The organism is Bradyrhizobium centrosematis (genome assembly GCF_045571495.1).
GTDB lineage: Bacteria > Pseudomonadota > Alphaproteobacteria > Rhizobiales > Xanthobacteraceae > Bradyrhizobium > Bradyrhizobium centrosematis.
Genome location: NZ_CP120703.1, coordinates 6,983,733 through 7,002,893, shown reverse-complemented (window position 1 = coordinate 7,002,893; position 19,161 = coordinate 6,983,733). Strand labels below are relative to the sequence as shown.

The following is a 19,161-nucleotide window of genomic DNA, read 5'->3' as shown; positions in this document are numbered from 1 at the left end:
AATAACACAATGGGTTAGCTACTGTGCATGGGGTTGTTTTTCGATATTTTGATCTAGCTGGCCGTGAGGAGCGGCCGGACTACCGCAATGACGAGCCCCTTGCACGCAGGCCAAGCTGGGCTACCGTTGCTACCAGCCGCAAGGCCAGGTGACTTTTGACAAATGTTTTTTAGCATCCGATTTGCCGGCGCCGCGATGGCGCGACGCCCAGCGAGAGAGGCGGGGCCATGATCACCCGGGACCAGTCAGCTCTGTTGGCGCCGGTCGAGCGCGACCTGCGGCTCGATCTCTTCCGTGGCATCGGCCTGTGGATGATCTTCCTCGACCACATCCCACAGGACGTCGTGGCCTGGCTGACGCTGCGCAATTACGGCTTCAGCGACGCCGCCGAGTTCTTCGTGTTCATCTCGGGCTACCTGGTCGGCTGGATCTACGGGCCCGTCATCGCCGGCGGCTGGTTTCTCGCGGCCGCCAAGCGGCTGTGGCGGCGCGCGGCTGAATTATATGTCGCCCACATCATGCTGTTCCTGCTTTTCACGGCGCAGATCGCGCGAACCGTGCGCCGCTTCGACAATCCGATGTACGCGCACGAGTTCAACGTGTTCAATTTCCTCGCGCATCCGGACGAGCTGATCGGGCAGGCGATCGTGTTGAAATATAAGCCCGTGAACCTCGACGTGCTGCCGCTCTACATCGCGCTGGTGATCGCCTCGCCCTTCGTCGTGTGGTGCCTGGTGCGCCGGCCGAACCTGACGCTTGCCGGCTCCGTCCTGCTCTACGTCCTGGCGCGCTGGTTCGACTGGAACATCGCCTCCTACCCGCCCGGCACCAAATGGTATTTCAACCCGTTCTGCTGGCAGCTCATGTTCGTGCTCGCCGCCTGGTGCGGCATCGGGCAGATCGACACCATCGCAAGATGGGTCTGGTCGAAGACGACGATGGTCTTGGCGGCGGCCTGGCTGGTCTTCGCCTTACTCATCGTGATGACCTGGCACATCCATGCGCTCGAGGCCCTGATTCCGAAATGGATGATCAAGGCGATCTACCCGATCGACAAGACCAGCCTCGACATGCTGCGCTTCACGCATTTCCTTGCATTGGCGATCTGGGTCACTCACTTCCTCTCGCGCAAATGGTGGGCGCTGCATGGGATCTGGCTGCGCCCGATCATCCTCTGCGGCCAGCATTCGCTGCCGATCTTCTGCCTCGGCGTCTTCCTGTCGTTCTCGGCGCACTGGATCCTGACGCAGTACACCAAGGGAATCTGGGAGCAGCTTGCCGTCTCCGCCCTCGGCATCGTCATCATGATCGGTGCGGCCTGGCTGCTCGACCGCGCCGAGCGCGTGCCGAACCTGTTCGTGAAGGTGACCGAGGTCGAGGAGCAGGACGCGGCCCCGGACAGCGCGCCGGCGGCAGCCAGCGCCGCGGCGCCCGCGGCGCATTGAGCATCGCCGGCCGGTAGTCTCGCGGAGAAGTCCAACGGAGAGATCCATGTCCAGACGTGCATTGACGATCGCCGGCATCTTCCTGCTCATGGTGTGCGGCGCCTCCGCGCAAGCACCCGCACCGGAGGCGATGACCGCAGCCCGCAAGCTCGTCCTCACCCTGGGAATCGCGAACCAGTATCGCGCGCAATTGCCACAGCTCATGCTCAGGCTTCGGCCGGTAGTCGCGCAGGACCGGCCGGAGATCGAGCGCGACTACGACGCGATGACGGCGCCCGGCGCCGAGATCTACGCCCCGTTGCTGGCATCGATGATCGATCAGATCGCGGCGCTCTATGCCCAGAACTTCAGCCTGGACGAGCTGCGCCAGATCGAGGCGTTCTACGCTCAGCCGGTCGGGAAGAAGGTCTTAGAGAAGTCGGATGCGCTGGCACAGGCCAGCGCGCAAATTGGCCAGGAGGTCAGCCAGAAGGCGGCCGACGAACTGAAGCAGCGCCTGATCGAGGCGCTGCGCCAGAAGGGCCACAAGCTCTGAAGTCGCCAGGCGCGCCTCAGGCCAGGAACGCGCGGAACCGGCGCTGGGCGATCACGAAGAAGACGCCGCCGATCCCGGCAAGCGCGACCAGCTGCGGCCACACCGCCTCGAGGCCCGCGCCGCGGAACAGGATCGCCTGAGCCAGCATCACGAAATGGGTGTTGGGCGCCGCCAGCATGATGTCCTGGACGAATTGCGGCATGCTTTCCCGCGGCGTCATGCTGCCCGACAGAGTCTGCAGCGGCAGCAGGATCATGATCAGGAGGATGCCGAACTGCGGCATCGATCCGGCGACGGTCGCAAGAAAGATGCCCATGCTGGTGGTGGCAAACAGCTGCAGCGCGGCGCCGAGGAGGAAGAGCGCGAGCGAGCCGTCGATCGTGACCTCGAGCCATCCCTTGACGACAAAGGCGATCGACAGCGCGGAGGCGATCAGCACGACGGCTCCCATCGACCAGACCTTGCTCACCATGATTTCCAGCGGCGTGACCGGCATCACCAGGAGGTGCTCGATCGTGCCATGCTCGCGCTCGCGGATCAGCGCCGCGCCGGTCAGGATGATCGAGAGCATCGTGATCGAAGTGATCACGTGGTCGATGGCGCCGAACCAGGATTTCTTCAGCTCCGGATTGAATCGCGCCCGCAGCGCCAGCTCGATCGGCACGGTCTGGGCACCGCGTGTGCGCGCCAGGAATTCGGCAATTTCCGCGCTGACGATCTGCTCGATATAGCCGCCGCCGTTGAATGCCTGCGAGATGCGCGTCGCATCGACGTTGAGCTGGATCGTGGGCGATTTGCGCGCCAGCAGGTCGCGCTGGAAGTCGGGCGGAACGTCCAGCGCGAAAGTGTCGAGGCCGGCGTCCATCCGCCGGTCCATCTCGTATTGCGAGATCAGGCGCGGCTCGGAGAAATAAGGCGCCGTGAACGCCATCTCGATGCGGGTCGAGATCGGCGAACGGTCTTCGTCGACGACCGCGATCGCGGCGCGGTTCAACGTTTCCGGCAGCGCCTTGGCGCCGGCATAGACCGCCAGGGTGAAGGAATAGACGATCAGCACGAGCAGCATCGGATCGCGGACGAGACCGCGCAGTTCCTTGATGCCGAGCTGAAACACGTTGTCGAAGCGCATGGTCAGCGGGCCTGTTTCTTCAGCAGCATCGCACCTGCAATCACCAGGACCGGGACCATGATGGCAAGCGCCAGGAGATCGTTGTGGAGGGTGTCGAACGCCAGCCCCTTGGAGAAGGTGCCGCGCGAGATCGTGACGAAATAGGTAGTGGGGTAGATCCGCCCGATCAGGGCACCCAATCCCTGGAGCGATGAAACCGGCTCGATCAGGCCGGAATACTGAATGGCCGGAATCAGCGTGACCAGGACGGTGCCGAACAAGGCCGCGATCTGGCTGTTCATGAAAGCCGAGATCACCAGTCCCATGCCGGTCGTCGCCGTGACGTAGAGCAGTGCTGCAAGGGCGTAGGTCGGAAAGCTCCCGGTGAAGGGAACGCGGAACACGACGAGGGCAAAGCCGACGAGGAGGAGGAAGTTGCCGAAGGCGAGCACGATATAGGGCAGTTGCGTGCCGAGCAGGAATTCCAGCCGCGTCACCGGCGTCACGTAGAAATTGACGATCGAGCCGAGCTCCTTCTCGCGCACGACGGCGAGCGCGGCGAGCACGGCCGGAATCATGACCAGCAGCAGCGGGATGATGCCGGGTGCCATGGCGACGACGCTGATGACATCGGGATTGTAGCGATAGCGCAGCTGGAGCTGGAAGGCGCCGGCGATCGCCGCCTCGCCATAGAGCTCGCGGCCCTTTTGCGCGAGCCAGGAGGCGTGGATCGCCTGGGCGTAGGAGCGCAGCGTCTCGACCCGCGTCGGATTGGCGCCGTCGACCCAGGCGCCGACCTCGACATGGCGGCCGCGGCTGACGTCGCGGCCGAAGCCCGGCGGCAGCTCGATGGCGAGGCCGATCTCGCCGGCGCGCATGCGGCGGTCGAGATCGGCATAATCGATGATCGGGGATTTCTCGGTGAAATAGCGCGAGCCTGCGATCTGAAGGCTGTAGTCGCGGCTGATCGCGCTGTCGTCGCGGTCGAGCACGGCGAAGGTCAGGTTCTCGACGTCCATGCTGATGCCGTAGCCGAGCACGAACAGCAGCAGCACGCTGCCGAGGATCGCGAGCGTGGCGCGGATCGGATCGCGCCGCAGCTCGAGCGCTTCGCGCCGCGAATAGGCCAGCATGCGGGTCGGGTTGAACGCCATGCCGCGCTTGCGCGGCGCCGCCGTCGGCTCGGCCGGCACGGCCGTTGCGGCCGCCGGCTGGCCGGCGGCATCCGCAGTGCCCGCGATCGCCTCTTCCAGGCAGGCGATGAAGGCTTGCTCCAGCGTCGTGGTGCCGCGCGCAGCCACGATCGAAGCGGGCGTGTCCGAGGTCAGCACCTTGCCGGCATGCATCAGCGAGACCCGGTCGCAGCGCTCGGCCTCGTTCATGAAATGCGTGGAGACGAAGATGGTGACGTTGTCCTTGCGGGAGAGCCCGGCGAGGATCTGCCAGAAGTGGTCGCGCGCGATCGGATCGACGCCGGAGGTCGGTTCGTCGAGGATGAGGATGTCGGGCGCATGGATCATGGCGACCGCCAGCGACAATCGCTGCCGCAGCCCGAGCGGCAGCGCATCGGGCAGGGCGTCGGCGACGTCGGCAAGCTCGAACCGGGCGATCATCTCGTCGATGCGCGGGGCGATGGTCTCCGCCGGCAGCTCGAACAGCCGCGCATGCAAGTTGAGATTTTGCACGACCGTGAGCTCCGAATAGAGCGAGAAGCCCTGCGACATGTAGCCGATGCGCCGCCGCACCGACATGTCGCCGGCATCGATGGTGTGGCCGAACAGCCGTGCAGTGCCCTCGCTCACCGGCAGGAGGCCGGTGAGCATCTTCATGGTCGTTGTCTTGCCGCAGCCGTTCGAGCCGAGGAAGCCGAAGATCTCGCCCTTCCTGATGCGGAAGCTGACGTCGTCGACGGCCACGAATCCGTTGAACCGCCGGGTCAGGTGGTCGGCCTCGATCGCGATCTCGTCATGGTCCTCGGCGCGCGGGGGGATGACGACGTCGGCATGGTTGCTACGATCCGCATCGGGCAAGAGGCGGATGAAGGCCTCGTCGAGCGTCTCGGCTCCGGTCTGCCGCTTGAGTTCGGCGGGCGTTCCGGTCGCCAGCACGCGGCCGGCATTCATCGCGATCAGGAAGTCGAACTGCGCGGCCTCTTCCATGTAGGCGGTCGAGACGATCACGCTCATGCCCGGCCGACTGTCGCGGATCGAGCTGATCAATTCCCAGAACTGGCGGCGCGACAGCGGATCGACGCCGGTGGTCGGCTCGTCCAGGATCAGGAGCTCGGGATCGTGAATCAGGGCGCAGCACAGGCCGACCTTCTGCTTCATGCCGCCGGAGAGATTTGCCGCCGGCCGGTCGGCGAAGGGCGTTAGTCCGGTGTCGCGCAGCAGGCCGGCGATCCGCCTGTTGCGTTCGGCCCTGTCGTGTCCGAACAGGCGGCCGAAGAAGTCGATATTCTCGAACACCGACAGCGTCGGATAGAGATTCTTGCCGAGCCCCTGCGGCATGTAGGCGATGTCAGGACATACGTTGCGGCGGTGGTGCGAACTCGCCATGTCGCCGCCGAGCACGTGGACCCGTCCCTGCTGGATCGCACGGGCTCCGGCGATCAGCGAGAGCAGGCTCGATTTGCCGACGCCATCGGGGCCGATCAGTCCGACCATGCAGCCGGATGGCAGGTCGAGCGTGATGGCATCCAATGCGCGGGTCTTGCCGTAGCTCAGGCCTACGTCCTCGAGGCGCACCACGCTGCCGCGCGCGGCAGGTAGCTCGGCTGCGGGCGTCGTGCTCATCTCGTCAGCTTGATCTTGAGCGTGTCGGGCCATTGCGCGGCCGGATCGAGCTGCACATAGGCCATGCCGGGCAGGCCGGTCTTCACTTGCTCGATGTGCTGGCGCAGCAGATCGGGCGCGATATGCGCCTTGACGCGGAACATCAGCTTCTGGCGTTCCTCCTCGGTCTCGACCGTCTTGGGCGTGAACTGCGCGACATCGGCGACGAAAGTGGCCTTGGCGGGGATCACATATTGCGGAATCGCGTCCAGCACGAGCCGGACCTCTGCGCCGATCGCGACGCGGCCGGCCGCCGCTGTCGGCAGGAAGAACGTCATGTAGACGTCACCGAGGTCGACCATGTTGAGAACGCGGCCGCCGGCGGCGAGCACCTCGCCAGGCTGCGACACGCGATACTGCACGCGGCCGTCGCGCGGCGCCTTCAGCACGCTGTCATTGAGGTCGGCATTGATGCTTTCGATCGCGGCTTTTGCGGCGTCGACCGCGGCGCCGGCGTCGATCACCATGGCGCGGGAGGAACTGATCGCCGCTTCCGATGCCGCGACCTGGGCCTGGGCCGCGGCGAGCGCCGCCTTTGCCGTGGCGTTGGCCGAGCGGTCGTCGTCCAGCACCTGCTGCGACACCGCGCTGGTCTTGATCAGCTGCTCGGACCGATCGAGCTTGCGACTCGTGGTGTCGAGCTGGGCCATGCGCTGGTCGACCACGGCCTCGGCAGCCCTGCGTTCGGCTTCGCGCTGGTTCACCAGGCTCTTGGCAGTCTCGACATTGATCGTTGCGCGCTGAAGCTGCGCGTCGGCCTGGCGGCGCTGGGCCTGTAATTGTTCGGTGTCCATGCGGGCCAGAATCTGGCCGGCGCGGACGAAATCGCCTTCGCCAACCAGGATCTCGCGAATCCGTCCCGGCGTCTTGGTCGCGATGTCGATCTCGACCGCCTCGATGCGGCCGTTGCCGCGGGCGAAGCCTGCCGGCAGCGCGTTGGAATCGCGGTGCTGCCAATAGTAATAGCCGCCGCCCGCGAGCAGGACGGCGATCGCGGCGACGATCCGACCGGGTGTAAAGTTCATCTGTTCATCGCGCCATGCGGCGGCGCCCACTGTTGAAACGCGCCCCGCCGCTGATCGCGCGGAAGGGGCGGTCTCAACATTGCAGCGAATTTTGCACCGCAACTTGATGCAGATCAGACGACGGCGCGAAGCGTTCCTGCCGCTATTTTGGGCTATGTGTCGTCGCCGCTCGTCCGCCCTGATTGGCCAGGCGGACGAGCGAGGTTTGCGGAACCGATTGCTGTCGGCGCGGTCAGGGCCGTCTCACTTCACCAGCGGGCAGCCGCCGTCCTTGAGTGGGCGGAACGCCTGGTCGGCCGGCACCTCGGCGAGCAGCTTGTAGTAATCCCACGGCCCCTTCGATTCCTCCGGCTTCTTCACCTGGAACAGGAACATGCTGTGCACCATGCGGCCGTCCTCGCGCAGCACGCCGTTGTCGGTGAAGGCGTCGCGCACCGGCAGCTCGCGCATCTTCGCCATCACCGTCTTGGTGTCGCGGGTGCCGGCGGCCTGCACCGCCTTGAGATAATGCAGCGTCGCGCTGTAGGTTGCCGCCTGGTTCATCGTCGGCATCCGCTTGACGCGCTCCATGAAGCGCTTGCCGAAGCCTCGGGTCTTGTCGTTGAGATCCCAATAATAGGCTTCGGTAATGATCAGGCCTTGCGCGAGCTTCAGCCCTAAGCTGTGCACGTCGGAGATGAACATCACGATCGCGGCCAGGTTCTGGCCGCCGGCGACGATGCCGAACTCGCCGGCCTGCTTGATCGCGTTGATGGTGTCACCGCCGCCATTGGCGAGGCCGATGATCTTGGCCTTGGAAGCCTGGGCCTGGAGCAGGAACGAGGAGAAATCCGCCGTATTGAGCGGATGCTTGACACTGCCCAGCACCTTGCCGCCCGCGGCCTTGACGACATCGCCGGTATCGCGCTCGACCGAATGGCCGAACACGTAGTCGGCGGTGAGGAAAAACCAGGTGTCGCCGCCGTTCTTGACGATGGCGCTGCCCACCGTGTGCGCGTTGGCATAGGTGTCGTAGGTCCAGTGCGCCGTATAGGGCGAGCAGGATTTGCCGGTGATATCGGAGCTCGCCGCGTCCGTCACGATCATCACCTTCTCGTACTGCTTCGACAGCTCCATCACCGCAAGCGCGGTTGCCGAGGTCGGCAGATCGATGATCATGTCGACACCTTCGGTCTCCCACCATTTGCGCGCGATGGTGGAGGCGACGTCGGGCTTGTTGAGCACGTCAGCCGAGACCATCTCGATCGGCTTGCCGAACATCTGGCCGCCGAAATCCTCGATCGCCATTTTGGTGGCCTCGACATTCCCCATGCCGCCAATGTCGGAATAGACGGAGGAGAAGTCGGAGAGCACTCCGATCTTGAGCGGCGCCTGCTGGGCGAGGGATGGGTTGAGCGCGAGCGATGCGAGCCCTGCCGCGAAGGCAGCACGCATAATAATCCGGCACATGGCATTTCCTCTAATTCTCTAATTGATGCGCCGGTTAGATTGCCCCGGCGCATCGGCAATTCTTGCGTAACGACGTCGCGCATGCGAGCCGAATTGACGCGGCCGATCGCCCCGACTACGTTTTGCGCAAACATCGGAAGCCCGCAAGTGCAACGGCCTGGCCAATGCTCCGCGGATAACCGGAAGATCGCCAATTCGGGGGACGGAAATGACCGGAGACACCGCAGCCACCATCGCCAAAGCCCGCGAGCATTCCATCGGCGATCTCCTGCGCCGGTCGGCGGGCCGCGAGCCGAACAAGCTCGCGGTGAGCTGTGGCAGCGTGAGCTGGACCTTCGCCGAGATGGATGCGATCTGCAACCGGCTCGGCCGCGGTCTGCTCGGTCTCGGCGTCAAGAAGGGCGATCGCCTCGCGGTGCTCTCGCGCAACTCGCATGCTTTTGCGGCGTTGCGTTTTGCGGTGGCGCGGATCGGCGCGGTGCTGGTGCCGATCAATTTCATGCTGAACCCGGACGAGATCAGTTTCATCCTCAAGAGCTCCGGCGCCAAACTGCTCGCGACCGGTCCTGATTTCGTCGAGCCGGCGAAGGCCGCAAGCGCCAAGGATTGTACGGTCGAGAAGATGGTCTGGCTGCCGGGGGAGGATCCAGCCACCCCGCCCGCGGGCCTCACCACTTTCGACGATCTGCTTGATGCCGACGGCTCGTTCCTGGAGGCGTCGGTCGACAGCCGCGATCTCGCGCAGATCGTCTACACCTCGGGCACCGAATCGCTACCCAAGGGCGCGATGCTGACCCATGAAGCCGTGATGTGGCAGTATGTCAGCTGCATCATCGATGGCGGCATGAACGTGGAGGACAAGTTTCTGCACGCCCTGCCGCTCTATCACTGCGCCCAGCTCGACGTCTTTCTGGGGCCGCAGATCTATCTCGGCGCCTCCGGCGTCATCACCGGCAAGCCGGCTGCCGACAACATTCTGGCGCTGATCCAGGCGCATAAGATCACGTCCTTCTTCGCACCGCCGACGATCTGGATCGCGATGCTGCGCTCGGCGAATTTCGACAAGACCGATCTGTCGACGCTGCAGAAGGGCTATTACGGCGCCTCGATCATGCCGGTCGAGGTGTTGCTCGAGCTTCAGCGCCGCCTGCCCAACGTCAAGTTCTGGAATTTCTACGGCCAGACCGAGATCGCGCCGCTCGCGACCGTGCTGCGTCCGGAGGACCAGCTGCGCAAGGCGGGCTCTGCGGGCAAGCCCGTGCTCAATGTCGAGACGCGCGTGGTCAATACCGCGATGGAGGACGTCAAGGTCGGCGAAGTCGGCGAGATCGTACATCGCTCGCCACATCTGCTCTCCGGCTATTACAACGATCCCGTCAAGACCGCGGCGGCGTTTGCGGGCGGCTGGTTTCACTCCGGCGATCTCGCCACGGTCGACGACGAGGGGCACATCACCGTGGTCGACCGCGTCAAGGACATGATCAAGACCGGCGGCGAGAATGTCGCCAGCCGCGAGGTCGAGGAAATGGTCTATCGCATCCCTGAGGTCTCCGAGGTCGCCGTAGTCGGCCTGCCCGATCCACGCTGGATCGAGGCGGTGACCGCCATCGTCGTGGTCAAGACCGGCGAAAAGCTGGACGAGGAAGCCGTCATCAAGCACTGCGCCGGCCAGATGGCGCATTTCAAGGTGCCTAAGCGCGTCATCTTCGTGGATGCCTTGCCGAAGAATCCGAGCGGTAAGCTGCTCAAGCGCGAGCTGCGCCAGCGCTTCGTCGGCGGCGAGACGCTGGACAAGGCGGTGCAGAAGAGCTTTGGCACCTGAGACGGAGCGCTTCCCATGAGAGCCCTGGCAGGTCGCGCGCGACACGTTGCGCCGCGGCCGCCGTACGGCGCTGCGACTTAGTATTTCTTCACCGCAGCCCCGAATGCCAGCCACAGTCCCATCGAGGCGAGGCCGAAGCCGCCGAGCAGCAGGAAGGTCGGCCCGTAGCCGATCCATTGCGCGATCCAGCCGCCGATCGCGGGGCTGAAGCTGGCGCCGACGCCCTGGACCGTGATCACGGCGCCCTGGCCGAGATTGATGCGGCCGGTGCCGTTGAGCGCGCGTGCGACCATGCCGGGAACGGCGACCGTCTGCAGCCCGGTGCCGATGCCGTCGAGCACCTGCATCGGCACCACGCCCCACCATCCCGTGACGAAAAAGGCGAGCACGCCGCGGATGGGCAGGAACATGAAGGACACCAGGATGATCGGCCAATAATTGCGCTTGCTCGCGGCCTTCATTGCGATCAGCGACGTCACGATCATCACGCCCTGCGCGATCACGACGGTGGTCGCAACGAAGCTCGGGCCGTTGGCCTGTCCCTCGGCGACCGCAGCGAGTCCGTAGAGCGGCACGATCGCGGCATTGCCGAGATGAAATACCGCGAGTGCCAACGCCAGCACCAGCAGCGCCCGGTGCTTGAGCAGCATCGTCATCGCATCCGGCGGTGCCTTGGAGTCGTCTTCCTTGCTGCCGCGCGCGGCGCGATCGTCGATCGCCTTGGCGGGGATCATCATCACGCAGGCGATCGCGATGGCGCCGAACACGGCCGCCAGAACGAAGACAGCGAAGTAGCCGTACTTGTAGCCGAGATAGCCCGACAACGCCGCGCCGACCATGTTGCCGGCGTGGTTGAACGCCTGGTTTCGCCCGTTGAGCGCGTTGAAGCCCTTCTGCTTGGCGATGCCGAGCGTGATGCCGGTGACCGCCGGCACGATGGCGGCGCTCGCCAGCGATTGCGCGACTTGCGAGAACGTCACCGCCCAGAAATTTTGCGAGATCAGGATGATCGCGGAGGCGAGAACGACGCAGATGCCGGGAATAACGACCCATAGCCGCTTGTTGCGGCTGGAATCGATGAAGCCGCCGATCGGCGTCGTGATCAGCATGCCCGCGACATTGCCGATCGTCATCGTCGTGCCGATCAGTCCGGTCGCCCAGCCGCGCTCCTGGAGGAAGACGCCGACGAACGGACCGATGCCCGACTGCATGTCGGCCATGAAGAAGTTGAGCGCGAACAGGGGCCAGAGGCGGGACGGGGAGGGGGACCGCGATGTCATCGAAACTCGAACATGCTCTTCGTGTGTCGTGATCCCTTGGGCCAATCGCTCCGGCGTTGATCTGAACGTAACGGGCGCTCGTGGCATTGGTTCCAGTCACACCCTGCGGCTCGTCGACCTTGCCGAGGGCTCGTCCGCGATGTCATCCTGCGATCTTCCCACGGAGCCCGAGCCATGCCTCTCTGGACCTGCGAAACCTGCGGCGCGCAATTCCCGAACGGTGGAAATCCGCCCGCCTCCTGCGTGATCTGTGAGGACGAGCGGCAGTTCGTGAACTGGAAAGGGCAGACCTTTCTCACGCGCGAGGAGCTTGCGCGCGCGCACCGATTGGTGAGGCGCGACGATCTCGGCCTCACCGGCATCGGCCTGGAGCCGAGCTTCGCCATCGGCCAGCGCGCGCTGCTGGTGCCGCAAGGCGATGGCTGCGTGATGTGGGATTGCGTTCCGCTGGCAACCGATGACGCTATCGAATATGTCGCGGCGCTCGGCGGACTGAAGGCGATCGCGGTCTCGCATCCGCATTATTACGGTGCGGTCGCCGACTGGAGCGACACCTTCGGCGGTGTGCCGGTCTATCTGCATGCCGACGATCGCGCTTTCGTCACGCGGCCGCATTCCTCGATCGTGCACTGGACCGGCGAAAGCCACCGCATCTCCGACGATTTGCTGCTGCTGCGCACCGGCGGTCATTTCGCCGGTGCCACCATGCTGCACTCGGCGCGGAGTGCGGAGGGCAGGGGCGCGCTGCTCGCCGGCGACATCGCACAGGTGACGATGGACCGCCGCTTCGTCAGCTTCATGTACTCCTACCCCAACTACATGCCGCTCAACGCCGCAGCGGTGCGGCGGATCGCGGCAGCCGTCGAGCCGCTCGCCTTCGATCGCATCTATGGCGCGTGGTGGGGGCGCAATATCGCCAGCGGCGCCAAGGCCGCCTTCGCGGCCTCGGTCACGCGCTATCTGGCGGCGATTGCCTGAAGCCGGATTTATCTTGCCGGCTTCGAATAATTGTACTATAAGTACAGTTATAGATCTGCTGCAACGGCGCAGCCGCGGGTCCGGCACGATCGATGCATCGTGCAGCCACGGCATTTGGCGGCCGCGTGAGCGGGAGTTGGACGCATGACGGCGCAGCGCGACTACGAGATTTTCGAGGCCGGCGACGTCACGCTGCAGTCCGGGACGGTCTTTCCCGCGATGAAGCTCGCCTACAAGACCTATGGCACGCTAAGTCCCGCGAGGGACAACGTCATCCTCTATCCGACCTCGTTCAGCGCGCAGCATTTCGACACCGAATGGCTGATCGGGCCCGACGGCGTGCTCGATCCCACGCGTTACTTCATCATCATCCCGAACCTGTTCGGCAATGGCCTGTCGTCCTCGCCGTCGAATACCGCGCCGCCGTTCCCCGAAGTGACCTATCACGATGCGATCGCGGTCCAGCACCGGCTCCTCACCGAGCGCTTCGGTATTTCGAAGCTGGCCCTGGTCTATGGCTGGTCGATGGGCGGCATGCAGGCCTATCACTGGGCGGCGCTGCATCCTGACATGGTCGAGCGCGCTGCGGTCGTCTGCGGCAGCGCGCGTTGCGCCCCCTACAACTACGTCTTCCTCGAAGGCGTAAAGGCCGCGCTCACGGCCGATCCCGCCTTCCGCGACGGCCGCTTCGCCGAGAAACCCGTCGCCGGTTATCGCGCCATGGGGCGCGTCTATGCCGGCTGGGCGATGTCGCACGGCTTCTATCGCGACGAGCTCTGGCGCGAGGCCGGCTTCACCTCGCTGGAGGATTATCTGGTCCGCACCTGGGACGCGACCTTCGCGCGGCGCGACGCCAATGATCTCCTGGCGCAGATCGGCATCTGGCAGAACGGTGATATCAGCCGCTGCACGACCTTCGCAGGCGATCTCGATCGCGCGCTGGCGGCGATCAAGGCGCACATGCTGCTGATGCCGGGCGCGACCGATCGCTATTTCGACGTCCGCGACAACGAGGACGAGCTCGGCGGGCTGGTGAACGCGAGATCGGCCGTGCTGCATCCGATCCCATCGCTACACGGCCATCGCGCCGGCAACCCCATCGGCAATCGGCCCGACCAGGCCTTCATCAAGGCCGAGATCGCGGCACTCCTCGCCAAGTGACGTCGCCAAGTGACCTCGCCAAGTAACACAGGCATCGAACATGACTGACGCGACCGTTTCCGAGCCCGGCCATCGCCTGAAGCCGCTGAGCCCGACCATGCTGCGGGAATTGTCGGTGCGCTCCAACCTCAGGGGCGCGGCGCAGAGCCTTGGCCATTATGGCATGATCGCGCTGGGCGGCGCGCTGATCTGGAAGGTCTCGTCGACATGGGGCGTGCTCTGGGCACTGCCGCTGATGGCGCTGCAGGGCTACGTCGTCGCCTTCCTGTTCATGGCGGTGCACGAGACCGCGCACAAGACCGCGTTTAGAAGCCGCGGCCTCAATCTCGCCGTGGGCCATCTCTCGGCCTTCATCATCGGATTGCCCTACGAATATTACTGCCTGTTTCACTGGGATCATCACCGCTACACCCAGGATCCGGCCAGGGATCCCGAGCTGGTCGTCGGGGTGAAGCCGACATCCGACACACAGCTCGCGCTCGCTTATAGCGGCCTGCTCCAGGTCGCCGGCCGGCTCCGGCTGATGCTTGGCCATGCGGTCAGCGGCAAGGTCACCGTGCCCTGGATTCCCGAGAGCAAGCGCGCCGTCATCGTGCGAGAGGCGCGAGTCTATGCCGTGCTCTATGCCCTGCTGCTCGCGCTGTCCCTGTGGTTCTCGTCAGCGCTGCTGCTGTGGATCTGGATCGTCCCGCTCGTCATTGGGCAATTCTTCCTGCGACCTTACCTCTATGCCGAGCACACCGGCTGCGAGCGCACCCGCAGTGCGTTCCAAAACACCCGGACCACCTACACCGCAGCGATCGTCAAATGGATCGCATGGAATATGCCCTACCACGTCGAGCACCACGCCTATCCCTCGATTCCCTTTCACGCGCTGCCGAAGCTGAACGAGATCGTCGACGGCGAGATCGTCTATCGCGGCCGCGGCTATATCAGGACGACGCGCGAGACCTGGGCCTGGTTTCGCCGAGAGCGGCGGCAAGCCGGACAGGCGGACGCGCGCCCGTGACGGGCTCCCTTTGCCAACTTCCGATAGCAAGCTTTACGACGTGTTCATCGCACTTGCGGATGGCGCCGACCATCTCCGCTGCCGTCCCGCTGCGCATTGCTGGAATGCCTTCAAAATCAATCGCTTGGGCTCCTGCGAAAACGTGCCTAATGAATTCTTCCAGATCAGGAAAGTTTTATTCGTCTTGTCTTCATAACCAAGCGAGGCCGCTGCTCTAGCGTTGCAGCCATCAACGCCACAGAGGTCTGGAGAGATTGGTGATGAATGCGACGCGAGGCCGGCTTCTGGTGGTCGACGACGATCTGGTGCAACGACTTCTGATCGCCAAGATCGGGGCGAAGCTCGGCTATGAAACGGTCGTCGCTCCCTCCTATGAGGCTGCAACCGAGCTTCTGGCGCGCGAGGCCTTCGAGATCATGGCGCTCGACCTGTCGCTCGGCGAGCGCGACGGGGTGGAGCTGCTGCGCTTCGTCGCTGAACGGGGCCTGCGCGCGATGTCGATCGTGATCATCAGCGGCTGCGATGATCGCATCATGAAGGCCACCCGGCGGGTCGCGAACGGCTTGAAGCTGCCGATCAGCGGATGCCTGACAAAGCCGCTCGATCTGAACCGCTTGCGCAGCGCGCTCGAATTGCCGCAGCGCGCGCCGCTGGCGGCGACGTCGGCCCCCCGGCAGCTGCGGATCACGCCGGAGCGAATCATGCGCGGCCTCGTCAACCGCGAATTCTTCGTGGAATTTCAGCCGAAGATCGCGCTCGAGACCGGACGGGTCGTCGGCGCCGAGGCGCTCGCACGCTGGCGCAGCGCCGAACTCGGCATCGTCTCACCCGTGATCTTCATTCCGGTCGTGGAGCAGGCCGGCCTGATGCGCGAGGTGACCGATTGCATCCTGTCATCGGCGATGTCGCAGGGCCGCAAGCTGATCGAGCGCAATCCCGGCTTCACCATCGCGGTCAACATCTCGGCCTCGTTGATGTCGGATCTGACCCTGCCCGACCGGATCGAGGAGATCCTGCGCGGTGAAGGCATCTCGCCGACATCGCTGACCGTGGAGATCACCGAAACCTCGGCGATGGCCGACATCGATCGCGCCAACGACATCCTGGTGCGGCTGCGGATCAAGAAGATTAGCACGGCGATCGACGATTTCGGCACCGGCTATTCGTCACTGGCGGCCCTGGCGCGGCTTCCGTTCAGCGAATTGAAGATCGACCAGTCCTTCGTCAAGGGCTGCGAATCCGACGACGACATGATGAAGATCGTCGATGCCTCCGTGGCGCTTGCGAAGGCGTTCAACATGAAGGTAGTCGCCGAGGGCGTCGAAAGCCCGCAAGCACTCGACATCATCCGCCGGATTGGTTGCGACGTCGCCCAGGGCTTCCTGTTTGCTCCATCGCTGCGTCGCTCGCGCGCCGAACGATGGATCACCGAGCGCAACTCTCTTGCGGACGAGCAGGCCGCTTCCATGCCGCCGACGGCTCTCGCAAGCTGAGGCGACGAACCCCGGTCGCTGAGCGGCCGGGGTTGCGCCAGTCGATGCAGACGGGCTCAGTACATCCCGTAGGCGCAGACGTTCACGACGCGCACGCGCAGGCCGTGACGGGTCTGGACCAGGCGCTCCTGGTAGCAATTGCTGACGCCGGTGTTGACGTAGATCCCGCCATAGCCCCAACCCGGGCCCCAGCCATGACCCCAATGATGGAAACCGTGAGCCGAAGCGGCGGTGGGGGCGAGAGCGGCAACGCCGAGCGAGCCGGCGGCGATCAGACCAAGAGCAAGCTTACGAAACATCTTCATTCTCCATTTTGGCACTAAGGCCATTGTTGCGTCCCTGCATTTCGGTCGAGACGAGATGCGATCGCGTTCACACGCAAGGGAGAGAATCGTGTTTCAGGATTGTTTCGTGGACTGCGGCAAATTGTGCCGCGGCCAGGCTTTTCACGCCACCCGATAGCGCGCAGCCATTGCTTGCGTCATCTCGGCCATCCTGTCGCGCAGATCGACCGGCTCCAACACTTCGGCCTCGGGGCCGAGCCGCAACAATTCGGCCGCAGCGTGCCAGGATGTCTTGCCGACCGGCACGCGCGCAATGCGCCAGCCATCGGCATCGGCGGTCTCTTCCAATCGCGTGCGCGCCTTGACGTAGGGCTGGCTCAGCGCGTCGAGCAGCTTGACACCGAACGGCGACAGCCGGACGACTGCGACATTCGGATGCATCTCCGCTTCGAGGCGAAGTGTCGCGGCCTGCCAATAGGCGGCCAGATCGAAATCGGCAGGCCGATCGAAGCGGTCGTCGAGCGCCGTGCAGTCGAGCACGCGCGCGACGCGATAGGTGCGCACGCTGCCGTCGACCTGCCCTGCGAGATACCAGCTGCCGCCCTTCAGCACGAGGCCGAGCGGGGCGAGGCGGCGCTGCTTCTCGGCGCGCCAGCTCTGGTAGCGGATCCTGATCAGCGTGCCGCGCAGCACCGCGCCGGCGATTGCGCGCAGATGCTTCGGCTCTTCCGCCTCGCCGAACCAGCCCGGCGCATCCAGGTGGAATCGCTCCTGCATCCGGCTCGCATCCTGGCGCAGATGGGCTGGCAGCGCCGCCAACAGCTTGTTCTGCGCGGCGATCATCGCCGCGTCGAGCCCGAGCGCCGCGGCGGGACCCGGGAGCCCCGCGAGGAACAGCGCGCCGGCCTCGGTCTCCGATAATCCGTTCAGCCGCACGCGATAGCCGTCGAGCAGCCGATAGCCGCCGTCGGCGCCCCGGTCGGCATAGACAGGAACGCCGGAGGCCGCGAGCGCATCGACGTCGCGATAGATCGTGCGCACCGAGACCTCGCAGGCCTCAGCGAGCTCGGGCGCGGTGACCTGCCCCCTGGCCTGGAGGGTGGTGAGGATCGACAGCATCCGGCTCGCGCGCATGCGCCCTTAAACCATACCTGACACAGGATGTCAGGTATGGCCGGGTAGAGATACCCGGCCAACCGGCCCCTTCAGGAGACCTGCCATGACCGACCCGAACCGCATCACGCTGTATTACTCGCCGCAGAGCCGCGCCACCGGCACGCGGGTGCTGCTGGAGGAGCTGGGGGCGCCCTACGATCTCCACGTCCTCAACATGAAGGCGGGCGAGCAGCGCCAGCCCGCCTATCTCGCCATCAATCCGCTCGGCAAGGTCCCTGTGATCCGCTACGGCGAGGCGCTCGTCACCGAGCAGGTCGCGATCACCATCTACCTCGCCGATCTCTTCCCGCAGGCAGGTCTGACGCCCGCGCTGACCGATCCGCTGCGCGGTCCGTACTTGCGCTGGATCGCCTATTACGGCGCCTCGTTCGAGCCGGCGCTGATCGACAAGTTCATGCAGCGCGAGCCGGCGCCGATCACGCAATCGCCCTATGCCGATTACGGCACCATGCTCGGCGCGCTCGAGGCGCAGTTGTCGAAGGGGCCATATCTGCTCGGCGAGCGGATGACGGCTGCCGATGTGCTATGGGGCGTGGCGCTCAGCTGGACCATGATGTTCGGCATCGTGCCGAAGAAGGACGTCTTCGTCCGCTATGCCGAGCGCATGACCTCGCGCCCGGCGTTCCAGCGGATCACTGCGGCGGATGAGGAGATGGCCGCGCAGCATGCCAAGTCGGCTGGGGCCTGAGCGCGCGCCTCAATCTCCGCTGTCGTTCCGGATCGGCGCGCGCTTGGGGTGCGCTTGCCCGGACGACGGCGGGGGCGATTCAAAACCTTGGCGCACGCTTCTCCGCAAATGCCTTGATGCCTTCCTTGATCTCGGTGCCGCGCATGCTGTCGCGGTGGCGCTGGTCGGCAGCCTTATCGTCGAGCTCGCCGCGGGCGAATTCGTTGATCGCGCGCTTCATGCCGCGCATGGCCTGCGGCGCGTTGCCGGCGAGAATGCCCACGAGCTTGTCGACCTCCTCGTCGAGCGTCTCTTCCGGCACCATGGCGGTGAGATAGCCGATTCGCAGCATCTCCGGCGCGCTGATCTTTTGTGCGGTCAGGAACAGTCTTTTCGCGTTGTCGACGCCGAGCCGGGTGACATAGCGCTTGATGCCGCTTGGGTAGTAATGCAGCCCGAGCCGCGCCGCCGGCATGAACATCTCGGCGCTGTCGACGCCGATGCGGAAATCGCAGGCGAGCGCGAGATCGGTCGAGCCGCCATAGACGCCTCCGTTGAGCCGGCAGATCGTCGGCAGGCCGAGATCTTCCAGCCGGTTGACGACCACTTCGAAGGCAGAGCCCGCGCTTTGCTGCTCGGTTGCGCTGACGGCACGCTCGGCAACCGAGTTGAGGTCATAGCCGGCCGAGAAGGCGCGCCCGGTGCCGGTCAGCACCAGCACGCGGATGGCTGGATCGGTCTCCACCAGATCGAACAGCCTGACCAGCTCGTCGAGATCCTCCGCCTGGAGCCGGTTGAGATGCTTGGGCCGGTTGAGGCGGATGGTGGCGCGCGCGCCGTCGATTTCGAGCACGGGGCTGGATGCCGCGTCGGCTGTGTCCGACATTCTTGTCTC

The 19,161-nt window shown here is 64.9% G+C and carries 16 protein-coding genes; 8 read left to right on the top strand and 8 right to left on the bottom strand.

Features of this window, described 5'->3' with window-relative positions:
- Positions 1–227: 227 nt before the first annotated feature.
- Positions 228–1,445 carry an OpgC domain-containing protein gene (locus P6U31_RS33005; RefSeq protein WP_407185788.1) on the top strand — a complete coding sequence of 406 codons (1,218 nt, stop codon included), beginning with the start codon at positions 228–230 and terminating at the stop codon, positions 1,443–1,445.
- Between the two features lie 46 nt (positions 1,446–1,491).
- A complete protein-coding gene (locus P6U31_RS33000) occupies positions 1,492–1,980 on the top strand; it encodes a DUF2059 domain-containing protein (protein ID WP_407185787.1) in 489 nt (162 codons plus the stop codon).
- Positions 1,981–1,996: 16 nt separating this feature from the next.
- Here P6U31_RS33000 and P6U31_RS32995 read toward each other — a convergent pair whose 3' ends face one another.
- From P6U31_RS32995 to P6U31_RS32980, 4 genes are all read right to left on the bottom strand, one after another.
- Entirely contained in the window at positions 1,997–3,109 is a 1,113-nt protein-coding gene (locus P6U31_RS32995; protein ID WP_407185786.1) for an ABC transporter permease, read from the bottom strand.
- A 2-nt stretch (positions 3,110–3,111) separates the two neighbouring features.
- Positions 3,112–5,883, bottom strand: a complete 2,772-nt coding sequence (rbbA, locus tag P6U31_RS32990) for a ribosome-associated ATPase/putative transporter RbbA (RefSeq protein ID WP_407185785.1) — start codon at positions 5,881–5,883, stop codon at positions 3,112–3,114.
- Positions 5,880–6,947: an HlyD family secretion protein gene (locus tag P6U31_RS32985; protein WP_407185784.1), complete on the bottom strand. Its 1,068-nt coding sequence runs from the start codon at positions 6,945–6,947 to the stop codon at positions 5,880–5,882. Before P6U31_RS32985 ends, rbbA begins: the two co-directional genes overlap by 4 nt.
- 243 nt (positions 6,948–7,190) lie before the next feature.
- A complete protein-coding gene (locus P6U31_RS32980) occupies positions 7,191–8,396 on the bottom strand; it encodes an ABC transporter substrate-binding protein (protein ID WP_407185783.1) in 1,206 nt (401 codons plus the stop codon).
- 208 nt (positions 8,397–8,604) lie between these two features.
- Here P6U31_RS32980 and P6U31_RS32975 point away from each other — a divergent pair, with 208 nt between their 5' ends.
- A complete protein-coding gene (locus P6U31_RS32975; protein WP_407185782.1) occupies positions 8,605–10,218 on the top strand; it encodes an acyl-CoA synthetase in 1,614 nt (537 codons plus the stop codon).
- Positions 10,219–10,295: 77 nt separating this feature from the next.
- Here P6U31_RS32975 and P6U31_RS32970 read toward each other — a convergent pair whose 3' ends face one another.
- Entirely contained in the window at positions 10,296–11,498 is a 1,203-nt protein-coding gene (locus tag P6U31_RS32970; RefSeq protein ID WP_407185781.1) for an MFS transporter, read from the bottom strand.
- Positions 11,499–11,672: 174 nt separating this feature from the next.
- Between P6U31_RS32970 and P6U31_RS32965 the strand changes: the two genes are divergently transcribed.
- The 4 genes from P6U31_RS32965 (at position 11,673) to P6U31_RS32950 (ending at position 16,139) form a co-directional block, all read left to right on the top strand.
- The gene (locus P6U31_RS32965) at positions 11,673–12,476 is read left to right on the top strand and encodes an MBL fold metallo-hydrolase (RefSeq protein WP_407185780.1); all 804 of its coding nucleotides are present in this window, start codon (positions 11,673–11,675) and stop codon (positions 12,474–12,476) included.
- A gap of 144 nt (positions 12,477–12,620) precedes the next feature.
- Positions 12,621–13,637, top strand: coding sequence for an alpha/beta fold hydrolase (locus P6U31_RS32960; protein ID WP_407185779.1), 1,017 nt, complete (start codon positions 12,621–12,623; stop codon positions 13,635–13,637).
- A 40-nt stretch (positions 13,638–13,677) separates the two neighbouring features.
- The gene (locus P6U31_RS32955; protein ID WP_407185778.1) at positions 13,678–14,646 is read left to right on the top strand and encodes a fatty acid desaturase; all 969 of its coding nucleotides are present in this window, start codon (positions 13,678–13,680) and stop codon (positions 14,644–14,646) included.
- Between the two features lie 260 nt (positions 14,647–14,906).
- A complete protein-coding gene (locus P6U31_RS32950) occupies positions 14,907–16,139 on the top strand; it encodes an EAL domain-containing protein (protein ID WP_407185777.1) in 1,233 nt (410 codons plus the stop codon).
- Between the two features lie 56 nt (positions 16,140–16,195).
- On the opposite strand, the gene P6U31_RS32945 is transcribed toward P6U31_RS32950, so the two are convergent.
- Complete coding sequence (locus P6U31_RS32945; RefSeq protein WP_407185776.1) at positions 16,196–16,438, bottom strand: hypothetical protein; 243 nt, start codon at positions 16,436–16,438, stop codon at positions 16,196–16,198.
- A gap of 147 nt (positions 16,439–16,585) precedes the next feature.
- Positions 16,586–17,557 (bottom strand): helix-turn-helix transcriptional regulator, encoded by a 972-nt coding sequence (locus P6U31_RS32940; protein ID WP_407185775.1) that lies wholly within the window; start codon positions 17,555–17,557, stop codon positions 16,586–16,588.
- Between the two features lie 85 nt (positions 17,558–17,642).
- Between P6U31_RS32940 and P6U31_RS32935 the strand changes: the two genes are divergently transcribed.
- Positions 17,643–18,287 (top strand): glutathione S-transferase family protein, encoded by a 645-nt coding sequence (locus P6U31_RS32935; protein WP_407185774.1) that lies wholly within the window; start codon positions 17,643–17,645, stop codon positions 18,285–18,287.
- A 79-nt stretch (positions 18,288–18,366) separates the two neighbouring features.
- Here the strand turns inward: P6U31_RS32935 and P6U31_RS32930 are convergent, their stop codons facing one another.
- Positions 18,367–19,152, bottom strand: a complete 786-nt coding sequence (locus P6U31_RS32930; protein ID WP_407185773.1) for an enoyl-CoA hydratase/isomerase family protein — start codon at positions 19,150–19,152, stop codon at positions 18,367–18,369.
- Positions 19,153–19,161 lie beyond the last annotated feature (9 nt).

Excerpts from the sequence above, each read along its gene's own strand:
- P6U31_RS33005 (WP_407185788.1), top strand. The coding sequence starts at position 228 with ATGATCACCCGGGACCAGTCAGCTCTGTTGGCGCCGGTCGAGCGCGAC.
- P6U31_RS33000 (WP_407185787.1), top strand. The coding sequence starts at position 1,492 with ATGTCCAGACGTGCATTGACGATCGCCGGCATCTTCCTGCTCATGGTG.
- P6U31_RS32995 (WP_407185786.1), bottom strand. The coding sequence starts at position 3,109 with ATGCGCTTCGACAACGTGTTTCAGCTCGGCATCAAGGAACTGCGCGGT.
- rbbA (WP_407185785.1), bottom strand. The coding sequence starts at position 5,883 with ATGAGCACGACGCCCGCAGCCGAGCTACCTGCCGCGCGCGGCAGCGTG.
- P6U31_RS32985 (WP_407185784.1), bottom strand. The coding sequence starts at position 6,947 with ATGAACTTTACACCCGGTCGGATCGTCGCCGCGATCGCCGTCCTGCTC.
- P6U31_RS32980 (WP_407185783.1), bottom strand. The coding sequence starts at position 8,396 with ATGTGCCGGATTATTATGCGTGCTGCCTTCGCGGCAGGGCTCGCATCG.
- P6U31_RS32975 (WP_407185782.1), top strand. The coding sequence starts at position 8,605 with ATGACCGGAGACACCGCAGCCACCATCGCCAAAGCCCGCGAGCATTCC.
- P6U31_RS32970 (WP_407185781.1), bottom strand. The coding sequence starts at position 11,498 with ATGACATCGCGGTCCCCCTCCCCGTCCCGCCTCTGGCCCCTGTTCGCG.
- P6U31_RS32965 (WP_407185780.1), top strand. The coding sequence starts at position 11,673 with ATGCCTCTCTGGACCTGCGAAACCTGCGGCGCGCAATTCCCGAACGGT.
- P6U31_RS32960 (WP_407185779.1), top strand. The coding sequence starts at position 12,621 with ATGACGGCGCAGCGCGACTACGAGATTTTCGAGGCCGGCGACGTCACG.
- P6U31_RS32955 (WP_407185778.1), top strand. The coding sequence starts at position 13,678 with ATGACTGACGCGACCGTTTCCGAGCCCGGCCATCGCCTGAAGCCGCTG.
- P6U31_RS32950 (WP_407185777.1), top strand. The coding sequence starts at position 14,907 with ATGAATGCGACGCGAGGCCGGCTTCTGGTGGTCGACGACGATCTGGTG.
- P6U31_RS32945 (WP_407185776.1), bottom strand. The coding sequence starts at position 16,438 with ATGTTTCGTAAGCTTGCTCTTGGTCTGATCGCCGCCGGCTCGCTCGGC.
- P6U31_RS32940 (WP_407185775.1), bottom strand. The coding sequence starts at position 17,557 with ATGCGCGCGAGCCGGATGCTGTCGATCCTCACCACCCTCCAGGCCAGG.
- P6U31_RS32935 (WP_407185774.1), top strand. The coding sequence starts at position 17,643 with ATGACCGACCCGAACCGCATCACGCTGTATTACTCGCCGCAGAGCCGC.
- P6U31_RS32930 (WP_407185773.1), bottom strand. The coding sequence starts at position 19,152 with ATGTCGGACACAGCCGACGCGGCATCCAGCCCCGTGCTCGAAATCGAC.